We start from the raw sequence: 14854 nt of genomic DNA on the forward strand, positions 1-14854 counted from the left end.
TGAAATTATAGGACTGAATAATCTTTCTAGGCTAGGTTTATGCAACAAAGCCTTTTTCCAAAGCTTCTTTTGGAACACTGACTTTTGCAGCATAGTCAAAGTTGTTGCTGTGAATCGCACGCAAGCTATCTGCCAGTGTTTTTAATTCTTCAGGTAAATCATTGTAGGCAGCGGTTGTATTTGCCCATACGGTATTGCCCCCTACTGCAGGTGCAACCAGGCTACGCAGGATAGAAGCTTTTGGATAGGCATCAATAAAGCTGATGTCCGTATGCCAGCTGTCTGCACGTGCACCGCGTGAATCAATTTCCAGAATATGTGCAGAGCCATCTTTTACCGGTACAGTCGGGTGATTCAACGGCGTGCCTAAACGTGCTGCAAAGGCTTCTTGGGCGACATCATCCAGATGTTGCTGATCTTTAAAGAAGATCGCTTTGTGCTGTAATAATGCCTGGTTGATTTCATTTACCACTTCATCAGCCAAATCCGCTGACAGTTTTACGCCCTGGATTTCAGCACCAATACGGCCACCAATTGGTTGAACCTGGATGTGTTTATATTCATAAGCCATGATCATTTCCTTTATCTATAATTATGTCGACCTTCGGTCTGTGAAATCATCATGCCGAATCGGCTTATCTAACGCTGCCAATTTATTGACGTTCTTATGCACCATTTTTGATTTATAAAATACTTTAGCTGCTTAAGTTTTCGGGCATAAAAAAACCCGCTTAGGCGGGCTTTGATCAGAGTGTTTTAAGCTGACTTTTTCTTCTGCTTGCCGAGGCGGGTAGCTAAAGCCGTGACTTTCTGATAGCCAGTTGGCATGAGGCGCTGAATTAAATCAATCGTTTTGGCATCATTTCCAATCAGCAGACGGCGTTTGTCTTTTTGTACCGCGTCCAAAATTTGACGGGCTGCTTCTTCCGGTGGGCAACGCAGCAGCTTATTGAAATTCTGTGCAGATTTTTCCGGATGCATTCCCAGACTACGAATGCTGTCATTCATTTTCGCTGCAATGGCGATATTGGTGCGGATTCCGCCTGGGTGTACACAGAGTGCGCTTACGCCGCAGTTTTCCATATCCAGTTCCTGACGCAAGGATTCGGTAAAACCACGCACAGCGAATTTAGTGGCATTATAAGCAGACTGGGTTGGCTGGGCAGTTAAACCAAACAGGCTGGAAATATTGATGACATGACCATCACCGGTTTTCTTGATTAAAGGCAGAAACTCTTTGGTGCCATAAACTACACCCCAGAAGTTAATCCCGACGATCCATTCCAGCTCTTCATAGCTAGCACCTTCTACGGTAGAACTAAGAGCTACACCAGCATTGTTAAAGATCATATTCACGCTGCCATAATCTTTCTCGACCTCAGCGGCCCAAGCGTGCATTTCTTCCAGATTAGCCACATTGACCTTTTTGGTTGTGACACGAACATCAGTACCTTTCAGCAGCTCAACGGTTTTAGCCAGGCCCTGTTCATTCACATCACTGAGTGCTAAATGACAGCCCTGCTTTGCTAAAAGCACCGCAAGTTGTTGACCGATACCTGAACCTGCACCAGTAATGGCCGCGACTTTATTATTAAAATTTTTCATTGAATTTCCTTGATTAAAACACTGCCCTTCCATGACAGCCTGTTTTTCTGTCGCATAGGGATACAGCACACCGTTTCAATATAGTTTTGACAATCCTTATTGTCAATAATTCCAGCATGTCTCTACGGGCCAATTTTCAGGTTTGAATTTCAGCATAGGTCAAAGCCGGATTTATTGATAAGATACTTAAAATCTCAAGCACATGAGTCTATGGTCTTTATGACGGATGCAGTAAATTCAGGGCAAAAACTAGCAAGTAAAAGTAAAGAACGCCAGTTTAAAGGACTTTCCATGGCTGAACGTCAGCAGGCGCGTCGTGAAAAGCTGATTGAGGCCGGAATCGAGGCTTATGGCCGTCATGGTTTCTTTTCAGTCACAGTGAAGGATATCTGTAACGAAGCCAAACTGACTGAACGTTATTTTTATGAATCCTTTAAGAAAAGCGAACATCTGTTCCAGACTATTTTCCTCAAGCTGATTGACCAGTTACAGCAGAATGTCATGCAGGCCATGATGCAAGCCTCTTCTGATCCAAAGAAAATGATCGAAGCCGGTCTGACTGCCTTGCTAACGACCTTACGTGACAATCCGGGTATGGCACGAATTATTTATATCGATGCGATGCTGGTTCAGGAACTGCATAATCAGGCCACGATTCATGAAACCATGGGCCGTTTCGACCGTATGATTCAGGCCTTTGTCATGCTGATGATGCCAAACCTGAATCGTTCTGAACGAGAGATTTCCCTGGTCTCGACCGGACTTAATGGTTATGTCACCCAGATTGCGATTCGCTGGGTCATGAGCGGCTTTAAACAGTCACTGGAAGAAATTCTGTCTTCCTGTAGTCTGGTGTTCTTTGCTTTATTAGACACTTTGGGTACAGAAAAACCAGCGGATCCGGTTAAATAATTTTTAAATCAAGATAAGTTCCAGATAGATTTACTTGTAAGTGATCTACAAGCCTTTGAATTAACACCCTCTTATAAAATAACAGCTTAAATTGTGACAAATCTTTGCAAAAAGTCCCAGAACTACCTATTCTGCAATGATACTGTCATAATTAATCTTTGTAATAAGCCTGTCATAAATATAAAACGGTCCACCGTTTGCATGAAATAGGGTATTGCGCTGTGAAAGATGACTACATTCTAATTGTTGATGATGAACTGCCGATTCGTGAAATGATCCACACTTCTCTGGATATGGCAGGCTTTCAATGTTTACAGGCAGAAGATGCCAAGCAGGCTCATCAAATGATTGTGGACCAGCGTCCAGCATTGATTTTGCTGGACTGGATGATGCCGGGTGGCGTCAGTGGTGTCGATCTATGTCGTCGTTTGAAACGTGATGAAAACCTGTCCGAAATTCCTGTCATCATGCTGACTGCGCGTGGTGAAGAAGATCATAAAGTTCAGGGACTGGACGCCGGTGCCGATGACTATATGACCAAGCCGTTTTCGACCCGTGAGCTGGTTTCACGTATTAAAGCTGTTTTACGTCGCTCCAATGCCCTCAGTGGTGAAAAATCCATTGATGCTAATGGATTGGTATTAGATCCAGTCAGTAAACGTGTGAATTTTGGCAATACTATACTGGACATGGGACCCACTGAATATCGTCTCTTGGCATTTTTCATGACCCATCCGGAACGTGCTTATACCCGTGCGCAGTTGCTGGATCAGGTTTGGGGTGGCAACGTCTATATTGAAGACCGGACCATTGATGTGCATATCCGTCGCCTGCGCAAGGTACTCGAACCTTATGGCGCTGACCGCTATGTACAAACTGTGCGTGGCACCGGTTACCGTTTCTCGACCCGTGTCGATGTTGCACTCGGTTAATTGTTTTTAGGTAAATCTCGTTTTATGTATGAGCCCTATCCTGTTCCCGAACTGTCACACGAGCACAAAAGATTTCGTTACAGCAGCTTATGGGATTTTGCCAAGCAAGATTTACGTCTCCTTCTTCTCTTCCTGGTAATTGCCAGTTGTATTGGCCTAGGCATCGGTTATTTCTGGATCTGTATCGTTCTGGCCTTTGTTGCCTTCTTTGGTACACAGTTGCGTTCACTCTACCTGGTCAATGAATGGATCTCGAACCGTCCCTATGATGTACCGCCAAATATCAACGGAATCTGGGGCGCTTTACTGTTCAATGTTTATCGGGCCCAGCGTCAGGAACGCGTTGTTCAGGCTGAAATGGTCGAGCTGATTGACCGTGCACAATCCTCGCTAGTTGCCCTTCAAGAAGCCGTAGTGCTGATTGATGAAAACCAGCAGATTGAATGGTGGAATCCAGCGGCAGGACGTTTACTAGGGATTGGTCAGGAAGATCGCGGCCGTAATATCCTGAGTTTGTTACGTCAGCCAAATTTCATTGATTACTATCATCATATTGATGATGCACCTGATGGTCTTAAAATGAAGTCTTCGATATTCGAAGATCATTATGTGCAAATCAAAATGACCCGTTTTGGCGGTGAAAGCCGCTTACTGGTCGCTTATGATGTGACCCGGATGCATAATCTGGAACAGATGCGTAAGGACTTCGTCGATAATATTTCGCACGAACTGCGTACACCTTTAACTGTGCTCAGCGGCTATATCGAAACCTTTACCGATCAGGAAGATATTAGCCCGCGCTGGAAACGCGCCTTTGACCAGATGCAGTCTCAGACCCGTCGCATGAATGCACTGGTGAATGACCTGTTACTGCTATCCCGTCTGGAAAATGACAAGAATATTGCCAAGAACCAGATTATTGACATGCCGAATCTGATGAACCAACTGTTTGATGATGCGCAAGCCTATAACGTGGATTATGGCCATACCCTAAATCTGGATATTGACAGTCACTGTGACCTGATCGGCTCAGATATGGAAATTGCCAGTGCCTTCAGTAACCTGATTACCAATGCCATCAAGTACACGCCTAAAGGTGGAACCGTCACCATGGGCTGGCATGATGATGGTGAATCGGCCTATTTTGTCGTAGAAGATACCGGGATTGGGATTGATCCTAAACACTTGCCACGTTTGACCGAACGTTTCTACCGGGTAGATTCTGACCGTAGCCGCCGTTCTGGTGGCACAGGCCTGGGTCTGGCAATTGTGAAGCATGTACTGATGCAACATCAGGCCCAGCTCGAAATTGACTCCCGTGAAAATCAGGGATCCACCTTTAAAGTGATTTTCCCTAAAGAACGTCTCAGTTTCCCAGACTGATTCAAAAATAAAAAAAGGTGCAAGTCGCACCTTTTCTTTTTTAGCGAAGGCTTTAAGACTTTAATGCCTGCTCTTTGGATAAGGCCCGGAAATAAGCTGCTCGATGCGAGATCCGTTCCAGATAGGCTTGAATCGCCGGATAACTTTTACCAGTACGGCTTTGCATGGCTTCGAGTGGGAAGCTCATCTGAATATCCGCAAAACTGAAACGACCGGCAAAATATTCATGCTGGCTTAAATGATCTTCCAGAAACTGGATATGGTCTTTTAGACGGCTTTGTACAAACTGCTTTTTCACTCCTTCACAAATTGTTTTAGCAACCGGACGAACTAAAAATGGCACTTGCTCAGGAACTTTAGTCATCACCAGTTGCATGACCAGCAAAGGCATCAAAGACCCTTCTGCATAATGCATCCAGTAACGGTATTGCGCCTTGTTCTCGGCACTGATCGGCTGAAACTGATGGGTCGAATCATAGGTTTCTTGGAGATACTCCAGAATGGCGGCAGACTCAGCCAGTACCAGATTCTGATCTTCCAGAATCGGGGCTTTACCCAGAGAATGAACCTGTTTCAAAGAAGGCGGAGCAGAATAGTTTGGCAGGCGTTTGTAATACTTGATCTCATAATCAAGTTCCAGCTCTTCCAAGGCCCACATGATTCGAAATGATCTTGATTGTTCGAGATGATGTAAAACACGCATATTGGACTCATGATTTTATTGTTATTACTGCGTGAGCATAGCAAAAAGTCCAGATCTGATTAAATAGTTTATTAGTCTACTTACATTTTCCCTACCGGATATAGCGTACCCTCTTTAGCTTAAATCAGGCTAGTGCGAATCTCCAGACTGCGTAACAGGGTTTTGGTCACCGGGGTTTTGGCACAAATCTCCAGAATTTTCTGCTGCAAAGCCGAATCATGAGTAATATCGAAACTTAAGCGTCGTTCAATCCATTCCTGCCCTTCTTTATGGGCAAAAAATTCTGCTTCAACCTGAAAGTCGCCCAGTTCAATGTCCTTATGTTTGGCATACATGCGCAACGTAACCATGGTGCAAGAGATCAGACTGCCCAAAAGCAGATCATAAGGTGCAGGACCTGCATCCTGCCCGCCGAAGGATTCAGGTTTATCAGTCAGGTAATGATGCTGGCCATGACTGATTTCTCCCTGCCACGGTATGGTTAAGCTCTGTATTTTGGCAATTGCGATTCGGGCCATACTGATCCTTTGTTCTTATAATTATGTAAAAGTTATTTGGAAGCTCGCATATGTTCCGGAAATGCAGGTGCTTCCATACGTGGGCCATCATAGCTTGGAATGGTGCCAAAACGCGGGTGTCCCATCATCCACTGTTCACGGGCCAGCTTAAGTTCTTCCACATCACGACCCACCAGATTCCACCACAATAAAATAGGGCTTTCAAACGGCTCTCCACCAATCAGCAGGACTCGTCCACCGGCATGAATTTCGACATCCACATGCTGTAATCCGGGTTCAAGAATCACCATATTATCTTCAGTCAGTTCATGCCCATTAATACTTGCCAGCCCCTCAAGGGCCATAAAACCATATTCAAATCTTGGATCTAAACTCAGACGGGCACGGGTACTTTCAGCAGCGAATAGATCCACCCCCAAAAGTTCGGTATGAACCTTAACTGGTAATAGTGTATCCAGAAATTCCCCGACCAGGACCGTATATTGAATGCCCTGTTCTTCGATCACAGGTAATTCCGGATAATGATCGAACGTCGGAGCCATATTGATCTTGTCATCAGGAAGGGCGATCCAGAGCTGTGCTGCATGCATTTTGGTTTCAGTTTCCGGTGAAACCTCTGTATGCGAAATGCCATAGCCTGAAGTCATCAGATTAACCTGTTTCGGCCGGATCAATTGCCGGTTACCCAGACTGTCACTATGCATCATGGTGCCTTCAATCATCCAGGTAAAAGTTTGCAGGCCAATATGCGGATGCGGTCCGATATCCAGACCATCTCCCTGAGGAAATTGAGTGGGACCGGCATGATCCAGAAAACACCAGGCGCCAATCATGCGTTTATGCCGACTCGGCAAGGCGCGTTTAATGACGGTTCCCTGCCCGATTTCCGCACGCCGTAAAGGAACTTCCTGTATGAACTGATTGATATACTTTTCACAATCATCTGAATTTGACAGTTCAATATCATTATTATTCGACATGGTTGAGCTGACCTCGGCAAGTTCATTCTGGCTGTATGCTGTATCAAGACATCTTTCCCTGATCATCACAAGATGTCTATCTCATAGAACAATGTACCGCGTCTACCCGCAAAATCTATCTTTGGAAATATTTCGATACGTATAAAATGTGCTACTCATCAGAACAGTTCAGATACTTAAAGGCTTCGGTCTTCCAAAGACTGTAATCAAGTTCTTGGTTATGAATTATATAATCTAGGACTTACGCACTATTATTTATAGATTTTCTGTGGCAGCAGATGATTCTTATCGAGAATAAATTCATCAATAAAGTTCTTGATAATTGGTCTAAATAATTTCTTCTGCCAACGATATACATTTTCAAAGATCCGCTCAAACTGGTTCTTTTGTATCTCAACATAGGCCATCAAGGCTGAGAAAATATGATTCAAAATCAGCTTGGATCGTCTTACTTGAAACTTTTCAATATGACAAACCTGTTTAATTACTCGATGATATTGTTCTATTTTCCAATGACTTGAATGTAATTCATAAAAACCATCAAAGGACAATAAATCATCTTCATCTTGATGCACAATATAAAATCTCTGCTGTTCTTTTAACTGAGTCTTAAATAATTGTACAAAGCCAACATCTTTGAGCCAGACCACTTGACCCTGATGAAAATTCGGCAATAAACGGAGTTGAAACCATTGTCCTTTTTCAGGGGAAACCTTACGGTTACTGTCGACACCAAACATAAATCGAATACCATGTTTTCTTATGGTTTTTAGATTTTCAGTCGATGAATACCAACTATCACCTGTAATGAATTGAATCTTTGCACCCCAATCGAGTACTTCACTTAACATCTCCATAAAGTAATCATTCTTGGTTTTACTTTCTGACTTATCATAAATTCGAAAATTAATTGGAATATTTTTGCCATGTTGATCTGTCGCATACAAGGTAATGAGATTAATACCCTTGACGGATCGGTGGTGTTTACCTGACCAAAAATAGCTAACTAAGTCCATATGTTGACTATATGGCTTATCTAAAACAGTATCATCAATACTGACTATAAGTTTATTATTATCAATGTGTTGAATTGCTTCTTGATATAGATCGCGAGCTGTGTAGTCTTCACGCTCCAAAAAGCGATTTACACTGTCATGCGAGATATTATAAGTCTCGGCAAGTTGTGTGCAGCTAATAGAGTTTGGTTCTGTCATGAGAAAGCCCATATAAATGGGTAATGTACAAGTTGCTGTAGAAGCATGTTTAGTTCGTCTGATCACAGATACGTTATAAAGTAGTTTGAGACTTTTTTAAATCCCTCAATGCGTAAGTCCTATAATCATTCAAGTAATCAACATTATCTCGTTTAAATCAACTTATTCATCCTGCTCATGTTTCACGTGAAACGCTCATTTTTATTTATATAAACTTTTAAAATCAGCAATCTATAAAAATGTGATCCGTCTAGCTTTATGTTCACAAAAACAAAAATTTTGTTACGTTTTCTTTTTAAAAATCGTGCTACCCCCTGATTCTAGGGAGATTGTTTTTTATTCATTTGGTTCATAATAGGGCTCAATAAAAATAAGATTGGATCAAGACATGTCATCCTCGAATGAAAATATATATTCAATGGCGAATATGTCTTTTCAAAACTCGACCACGGATAGATCATTAAAGTTGGCCGAATGTGATCTGCAAAATCGCCAGTTAATTGAAGATGCGCTTGTACATCGCGCTGCACCTATTCCTGCGCAATTCCAGCAGTACTTTTATAACTATCTTTATGTGCATCGTCATCAAAATCTTCGCCAGATTAATTACATGGCGCAGATCGCCTTTTTGCTGTATTTCTTTGCCGATATTTTTATTATTCCTGACATGTTTTTCCTGTCTGGCCTGATCCGGGTATCACTGGTCATTGCTGTCATGTTTTGCTGCTATTACCTGTTTAATCATCAAAAGAATATCCGGGTTCTGGACATGATTTTGCCTGTGGGCACGACTGTGGCTGCAGCGACCTGGATTGGCCTGCTCCTGCTGTCGAGCAGCCCGCATGTGTCGACTTATATCTATGCTTCTGCGATCTTTATTTTAATTACCAACCTCTGTGTACAGACTGAGTTTAAGGGTGCCTTGTATTGTTCCATTTTTATCGCCCTGTTTATCATGATTGGAGTGACTCATCTCATGAGTCTATCGCAGGCCTTTATTTTCACCGTTGTTTTCACACCTCTCTGGGCGTTTAGTATTTATATTAACTGGAATAATATCATCAACATACGGCGCTCTTTTCTACGCACTTTGCTGGATGAATGGAACTATCAAACCTTAAAAAATCTTGCTCATACTGATGATCTGACCCAATTATTTAATCGTCGTCATTTTGTGGATATGGCGGAACGTTCAATCCATCAATGGCCAAAGCCTGCCAGCACCTGCCTATTGATGTTTGATGTCGATTATTTCAAGAAAATCAATGACAATTATGGTCATGATGTGGGTGACCGGGTGCTACAACTGATTGCTGAAATTACCCGTAAAGAAATGCGTTCTAGTGATGTACTGGCACGTTTTGGTGGAGAAGAATTTATTGCCTTGCTGGAAGATACCCAGCTACAGGATTGCCTGATGATTGCAGAACGGATTCGCTGCTCGATTCAAAAGCAGGTGATGTACATCAATTCTGACAAGAAAATCCAGTTCACGATTTCTATTGGTATTGCTGAACTTGAATCTCCACAACAGGAACTTGAAGACCTGATTAAGCATGCGGATATTGCGCTTTACGAAGCCAAAAAAGCAGGACGAAACCGGATTAGGGTCTATCATCCTAATATGCTGCAACCGACTAAACCGCTCTCTCCAAATCCCTGGAATGTATTTAAACCTTTGAATAAACAGGAGCAGTCTGGCGCTCATCATAAAGCGAAACAGTCTTGGTCTGCTTTGTAAGTTGAGAGCAAAACCAAGATTGTTAGACAAGAATTTAAGAATTAGACCTAAATCTGTTTGTGATGCTTTTCAAATAATTTCTAAAATAATAGAATATTTTTCATACAAATATAAGTATTCATCTTATTCATTTCTTTGGATTTAATGTGGGAAGGAGATATGCCAGATAAATATGAAGAAGAAGCTCGCCTCCTGCTTCAGGATGCTCTTCACGATCATCTTGTTCGTATTCCTGGGTCTTTAAAACCTGCCTACTTTAGCCATCAGAAACAGCTCACTCTAAAATATTTGTTGTAGGTAAACCTATTTGCACAGGTGGCATATGCCTCCTATACCCTTGCCGATATTCCGGTACTGAATGACATTATGAATTTGCTCATTCTGACCAAGCTAGGCTATACCTTGGTGATCGTGCTGATTACCATCTGGATGTATCATTTTTACCGGAATTTGCCTGTATTTGACCTGCTGTTGCCGACCTCGATTATCGGAGCAAGTGCAATCTGGTTTTTTAATCTGAATCAGTCTGAAAGTCCGCATACACTCATTTATCAATATGCTTCACTGGTCTTTATTGTCCTGGCCAATTTATGTATGCAGATCCGCCTCTGGCCTAGTCTGATTAATTCCGGTCTGATTACATTGGTAATTTATATTGGTGTGTATTTCAATACCCAAGCTAATCTGTATCAGATGTTCTTGTTTTCCCTGATCTATATGCCGGTATTGACCTTCAGTTTATATATCAGTTGGAGCTCTACACTAAAATCCCGTTTGGTATTCCTGCAACATACCCTGAATGAATATCATCGTCAGCCTTTTGAAAATTTCCCCCATACTGACTCGCTGACAGGTCTGAATAATAGACGCTGTTTCGCATATCTGGTACAACAGCTGATCCAAAACAATCTTAAACAGCCTGCTCCAATCAGTTTGCTGGTTTTTGATGTCGATCATTTCAAGCAGATCAATGACCGTTATGGACATGATGTTGGAGATCAAGTGCTCCAGATGATTGCTCAAACCACATGCAATGAAATGCGACGCCATGATGTGCTGGCACGCTATGGGGGTGAAGAATTTATCGCATGCCTTATTGAAACTTCACTAGATAATGCACTCAAAATTGCCGAGCGTTTAAGACACAAAATCGAGAATATTATGGTCAATCTGGAACATGGGCATCGTCTCGATTTCACCGTTTCAATTGGTGCAGCCATTCTGGAAAGTAGTGAAACGGATTTAATGGCGCTGATTAAACAGGCTGATATTGCCCTGTATCAGGCTAAAGCCAATGGTCGGAACCGAGTCGAGTGTTATGATCCTGAACTTGACCAAGGTTTGCTTGGAGAACTTCAAAACTGGCAGGTTAAACCGGCTTAAATGTCATTTGAAAAATAATAAAAAAGAGCGCCGAAGCGCTCTTTTTTATAGGTAATTTTCGTTAGAAAATTACTCCCATTCAATTGTTGCTGGTGGCTTAGATGAAACGTCATATACCACACGAGAAACTTCAGCAATTTCGTTCATGATACGTGTAGAAATACGGTCTACCAGGTCATATGGAAGATGTGCAAAACGCGCTGTCATAAAGTCGATGGTTTCAACTGCACGAAGTGCAATTACCCATGCATAACGACGGCCATCACCGACCACACCCACAGATTTCACTGGTTGGAATACGGCAAAAGCTTGAGCAGTTCTGTCGTACCAGCCGCTTGCGCGAAGTTCTTGCATGAAGATGTCATCAGCAAGGCGAAGAATATCAGCATATTCTTTTTTCACTTCACCCAGAATACGAACACCAAGGCCTGGACCTGGGAACGGATGACGATAGATCATGCTGTGTGGCAAGCCTAGAGTTGTACCCAATTTACGTACTTCATCTTTAAACAGGTCACGCAATGGTTCAACCAGGTCAAATGCCAAATCTTCAGGCAAGCCACCTACATTGTGATGCGACTTGATGACATGTGCCTTACCTTGTTTGCTGGCAGCAGATTCAATCACGTCTGGATAAATCGTACCTTGTGCAAGGAAGGTTACACCATCGAGCTTACGTGCTTCTTCAGCGAAGACTTCGATGAATTCACGACCGATGATTTTACGTTTTTTCTCTGGATCAACTTCGCCAGCCAAAGCAGAAAGGAAACGGTCTTCAGCATCAGCGCGAATCACGCGGATCCCCATGTTGTCTGCAAACATCTGCATCACCTGATCGCCTTCGTTCAAACGAAGCAGACCGTTGTCTACAAATACGCAAGTCAACTGATCGCCAATTGCTTTGTGCAAAAGCGCAGCTACAACTGATGAATCCACACCACCTGAAAGACCTAACAATACTTTTTCATTGCCAATCTGTTCACGAAGCTGTTCTACACGCAGGTCAATAATATGTTCTGGTGTCCACAGACCACGACAACCACAAATCTGGTGTACGAAGTTAGACAGTAATTCTGCACCTTTCGAAGTATGTGTCACTTCAGGGTGGAACTGGATCCCATAGAAACGGCGAGTTTCATCAGACACCATGGCAATCGGACAGCTTGGTGTGCTTGCAGTCACCTGGAAGCCTTCTGGAATACGTGCAACCTTGTCACCATGACTCATCCAGACATGCAGCTGGTTTTCACGGTCTTGCAGCTGACCAATCAGCTGGTCACGTACCACGATATCCACTTCTGCATAACCGAACTCATGTACAGTACCTGGCTCAACTTTACCGCCAAGCTGTTCACACATGGTTTGCAAGCCATAACAGATACCCAGTACAGGTACACCTAACTCAAATACCACTTGCGGCGCACGCGGGCTGCCTTCCAGGTGAACACTTTCAGGTCCACCAGACAAGATGATACCGTTTGGATTAAATGCGCGAATGTCTTCTTCAGACATGTCATAGGCATACATTTCAGAATATACACCAGCTTCACGGACACGACGTGCGATGAGCTGACTATATTGAGAACCGAAATCCAGAATCAGGATACGATCTTCAGTAATTTGAGTATTGGTAGTCATGACAAACAACTATGAAAGGCAAACGAAAGATAAGCGCCGTATTCTAGCATTTTTATTAGGCTTAAGCACACTATTCCCATCCGCATAATAATTAAGCAGTTTATTTTTTTAAATAGAATTAAGCTTTCGATTCAGCAGGAGAGCTTTCCCTTCTCTCCCCAGAATTCAATATATTTACGCTATTTGGATTTCAATATTTTAAGACCGGCCAGTTAAGTTGCTATTGAAAGTTTATTTCGCTTACCTCTATCACGGTCTTCACTGGGATGGCGTTTAGGGTTAAACATGTGAGCCACCTTTTGATTTTTATTTTAATGACATTTTCATGCTAAGCCTGTTTTATAGGAATTTACCGCCAATTTGTAAGATAACTTTTTAATTCACCCCTCAGGGATGAGCGGACAATTATTTTCCTGTTCGGTACTGACTTTCATGCCCCAGACTGTTAGGATTTGATCACCTTTTCGCTTGTTTTTTCCCTATGGAACTGCTTGATTTTATCCTCCACGTTGATGATCACCTGCTCGAATTCATTACCAATTACGGCATCTGGATTTATGGCATTCTTTTCCTGATTATTTTTGTTGAAACGGGACTGGTGGTGATGCCATTCCTGCCGGGAGACAGCCTGTTATTTGCATCAGGTGCACTAGCGGCTTCAACGGGTGCAATGGATCCATGGGTACTGATTCCGCTACTGTTCACTGCGGCAGTGCTGGGCGATACCCTGAATTATCATATTGGTAAATATATTGGGCCACGTGTATTTGAGATTGAATCACGTTTTATCAATAAAAAGCATTTGCTTGCTACCCAGCAGTTCTTTGTGAAACACGGTGGTAAAACCATTATTTTTGCCCGTTTCATTCCTTTTGCACGTACCTTTGCACCTTTTGTTGCTGGTGCGGGAAGTATGAATTACAAATATTTCCTGACTTACAATATAATCGGTGGCTTTCTCTGGATCAGTTCGTTTGTGATCCTGGGTTATCTGTTTGGCAATATGCCAATCGTCAAAGACAACTTCACTCATCTGATTTTCGGTATCATTATTTTAAGTGTCATGCCAGGTGTGATTGGCTTTATTCAGCAGAAACTCAAGAAAAATAAAATCGCCTGAAAGCCTAGAATTATTGATTGAATATTTATTCTAGCCAATTAATCAGCAACGGCATCAGACAAAGCAGTAAAAACAGAGCCGACCCTTTATAAATCAGGTCGGCTTTTCTTTTTGCCGACTCTCCCGCCAGAATCGCTTGACCAAAGATCATCCAGAACAATGCAACAAGCAAGGCAATCCCAGTAAAAATCGCAAAGACTAGAACAAAGTTACTCGGACTTTCCCAACTAGACAGCGGCAAGATTCCGGTCGCCAGAAGCGCTGCTTTGGGATTTTTCAAGGTTCCCTTAAACATCTGCCAGGGACGGATCTGAGGATGACTCTGATTATATTGTTCCAGTTGCCGTGCTTTGAATAAATGGAAGGTCATCCAGCCCACACCAATTGCACTCAGCACATGCACCAGTTCCTGAAAACTGGGCCAGATCGGTGAAAACAGATGAACCAGCAGAGCCCACCCATTGATCGCGTATAAATACCCCGCCAGAATGACAGGAATATACAGACTGGTTTTGGCTGTTCCCTGCTGATAGGCAGAACTGGCCACCAATGCATTGGCAGGTCCAGGGATCATTAGCACTGCTATTGTTGCAAAAACAAAGAGCCAGTTTTCAATCATGGTGGTTAAACATATCAGACAAGGTGATTACCTTAACCAATCTCGTGTTCTGATCACAAGACGGGATCTTTCAAAATTTTATGCGCATCGGTCATTTTTTCTGGTG

At 42.8% G+C, this 14854-nt stretch carries 14 protein-coding genes; 6 read left to right on the plus strand and 8 right to left on the minus strand.

The genetic code is table 11. From position 1 onward, the window contains the following. Positions 1–37: 37 nt before the first annotated feature. Together FOC32_RS03625 and FOC32_RS03630 are read right to left on the minus strand one after the other, a co-directional pair. Positions 38–571 carry a TauD/TfdA dioxygenase family protein gene (locus tag FOC32_RS03625; RefSeq protein ID WP_228761275.1) on the minus strand — a complete coding sequence of 178 codons (534 nt, stop codon included), beginning with the start codon at positions 569–571 and terminating at the stop codon, positions 38–40. A gap of 185 nt (positions 572–756) precedes the next feature. Continuing rightward, positions 757–1605, minus strand: a complete 849-nt coding sequence (locus tag FOC32_RS03630) for an SDR family NAD(P)-dependent oxidoreductase (RefSeq protein WP_175966383.1) — start codon at positions 1603–1605, stop codon at positions 757–759. A gap of 219 nt (positions 1606–1824) precedes the next feature. Here FOC32_RS03630 and FOC32_RS03635 point away from each other — a divergent pair, with 219 nt between their 5' ends. The 3 genes from FOC32_RS03635 (at position 1825) to phoR (ending at position 4832) form a co-directional block, all read left to right on the plus strand. Continuing rightward, on the plus strand, positions 1825–2517 hold the full coding sequence (locus tag FOC32_RS03635) for a TetR/AcrR family transcriptional regulator (protein ID WP_034171440.1): 693 nt from the start codon (positions 1825–1827) through the stop codon (positions 2515–2517). Between the two features lie 221 nt (positions 2518–2738). Next, positions 2739–3449, plus strand: a complete 711-nt coding sequence (gene phoB / locus FOC32_RS03640) for a phosphate regulon transcriptional regulator PhoB (protein WP_004780667.1) — start codon at positions 2739–2741, stop codon at positions 3447–3449. A 24-nt stretch (positions 3450–3473) separates the two neighbouring features. Then, entirely contained in the window at positions 3474–4832 is a 1359-nt protein-coding gene (phoR, locus tag FOC32_RS03645; RefSeq protein WP_175966385.1) for a phosphate regulon sensor histidine kinase PhoR, read from the plus strand. A gap of 52 nt (positions 4833–4884) precedes the next feature. On the opposite strand, the gene FOC32_RS03650 is transcribed toward phoR, so the two are convergent. The 4 genes from FOC32_RS03650 to FOC32_RS03665 form a co-directional block, all read right to left on the minus strand. Further along, positions 4885–5535 (minus strand): glutathione S-transferase, encoded by a 651-nt coding sequence (locus tag FOC32_RS03650; protein ID WP_175966387.1) that lies wholly within the window; start codon positions 5533–5535, stop codon positions 4885–4887. Between the two features lie 119 nt (positions 5536–5654). After that, positions 5655–6053 carry an OsmC family protein gene (locus FOC32_RS03655; RefSeq protein WP_175966389.1) on the minus strand — a complete coding sequence of 133 codons (399 nt, stop codon included), beginning with the start codon at positions 6051–6053 and terminating at the stop codon, positions 5655–5657. A gap of 32 nt (positions 6054–6085) precedes the next feature. Beyond that, positions 6086–7033, minus strand: coding sequence for a pirin family protein (locus FOC32_RS03660; protein ID WP_175966390.1), 948 nt, complete (start codon positions 7031–7033; stop codon positions 6086–6088). A 251-nt stretch (positions 7034–7284) separates the two neighbouring features. After that, positions 7285–8313: a transposase gene (locus FOC32_RS03665; RefSeq protein ID WP_077067961.1), complete on the minus strand. Its 1029-nt coding sequence runs from the start codon at positions 8311–8313 to the stop codon at positions 7285–7287. Positions 8314–8635: 322 nt separating this feature from the next. On the opposite strand from FOC32_RS03665, the gene FOC32_RS03670 reads away from it, so the two are divergent. Continuing rightward, positions 8636–9988: a GGDEF domain-containing protein gene (locus FOC32_RS03670; protein ID WP_175966392.1), complete on the plus strand. Its 1353-nt coding sequence runs from the start codon at positions 8636–8638 to the stop codon at positions 9986–9988. 315 nt (positions 9989–10303) lie between these two features. Beyond that, positions 10304–11371: a GGDEF domain-containing protein gene (locus FOC32_RS03675; RefSeq protein ID WP_228761276.1), complete on the plus strand. Its 1068-nt coding sequence runs from the start codon at positions 10304–10306 to the stop codon at positions 11369–11371. A 69-nt stretch (positions 11372–11440) separates the two neighbouring features. Here the strand turns inward: FOC32_RS03675 and guaA are convergent, their stop codons facing one another. Further along, positions 11441–13009 carry a glutamine-hydrolyzing GMP synthase gene (guaA, locus tag FOC32_RS03680; protein WP_175966394.1) on the minus strand — a complete coding sequence of 523 codons (1569 nt, stop codon included), beginning with the start codon at positions 13007–13009 and terminating at the stop codon, positions 11441–11443. A 481-nt stretch (positions 13010–13490) separates the two neighbouring features. On the opposite strand from guaA, the gene FOC32_RS03685 reads away from it, so the two are divergent. After that, positions 13491–14129, plus strand: a complete 639-nt coding sequence (locus tag FOC32_RS03685; protein WP_004780651.1) for a DedA family protein — start codon at positions 13491–13493, stop codon at positions 14127–14129. 25 nt (positions 14130–14154) lie between these two features. Here the strand turns inward: FOC32_RS03685 and FOC32_RS03690 are convergent, their stop codons facing one another. Next, positions 14155–14748: a threonine transporter RhtB gene (locus tag FOC32_RS03690; protein WP_175966396.1), complete on the minus strand. Its 594-nt coding sequence runs from the start codon at positions 14746–14748 to the stop codon at positions 14155–14157. Positions 14749–14854 lie beyond the last annotated feature (106 nt).

It is taken from the genome of Acinetobacter sp. FDAARGOS_724 (genome assembly GCF_013364475.1).
Classification (GTDB): Bacteria; Pseudomonadota; Gammaproteobacteria; order Pseudomonadales; family Moraxellaceae; genus Acinetobacter; species Acinetobacter variabilis.

Bases quoted from the DNA above. Each gene is read 5' to 3' on its own strand.
- FOC32_RS03625 (WP_228761275.1), bottom strand. From the start codon at position 571: ATGGCTTATGAATATAAACACATCCAGGTTCAACCAATTGGTGGCCGT.
- FOC32_RS03630 (WP_175966383.1), bottom strand. From the start codon at position 1,605: ATGAAAAATTTTAATAATAAAGTCGCGGCCATTACTGGTGCAGGTTCA.
- FOC32_RS03635 (WP_034171440.1), top strand. From the start codon at position 1,825: ATGACGGATGCAGTAAATTCAGGGCAAAAACTAGCAAGTAAAAGTAAA.
- phoR (WP_175966385.1), top strand. From the start codon at position 3,474: ATGTATGAGCCCTATCCTGTTCCCGAACTGTCACACGAGCACAAAAGA.
- FOC32_RS03650 (WP_175966387.1), bottom strand. From the start codon at position 5,535: ATGCGTGTTTTACATCATCTCGAACAATCAAGATCATTTCGAATCATG.
- FOC32_RS03655 (WP_175966389.1), bottom strand. From the start codon at position 6,053: ATGGCCCGAATCGCAATTGCCAAAATACAGAGCTTAACCATACCGTGG.
- FOC32_RS03660 (WP_175966390.1), bottom strand. From the start codon at position 7,033: ATGTCGAATAATAATGATATTGAACTGTCAAATTCAGATGATTGTGAA.
- FOC32_RS03670 (WP_175966392.1), top strand. From the start codon at position 8,636: ATGTCATCCTCGAATGAAAATATATATTCAATGGCGAATATGTCTTTT.
- guaA (WP_175966394.1), bottom strand. From the start codon at position 13,009: ATGACTACCAATACTCAAATTACTGAAGATCGTATCCTGATTCTGGAT.
- FOC32_RS03685 (WP_004780651.1), top strand. From the start codon at position 13,491: ATGGAACTGCTTGATTTTATCCTCCACGTTGATGATCACCTGCTCGAA.
- FOC32_RS03690 (WP_175966396.1), bottom strand. From the start codon at position 14,748: ATGATTGAAAACTGGCTCTTTGTTTTTGCAACAATAGCAGTGCTAATG.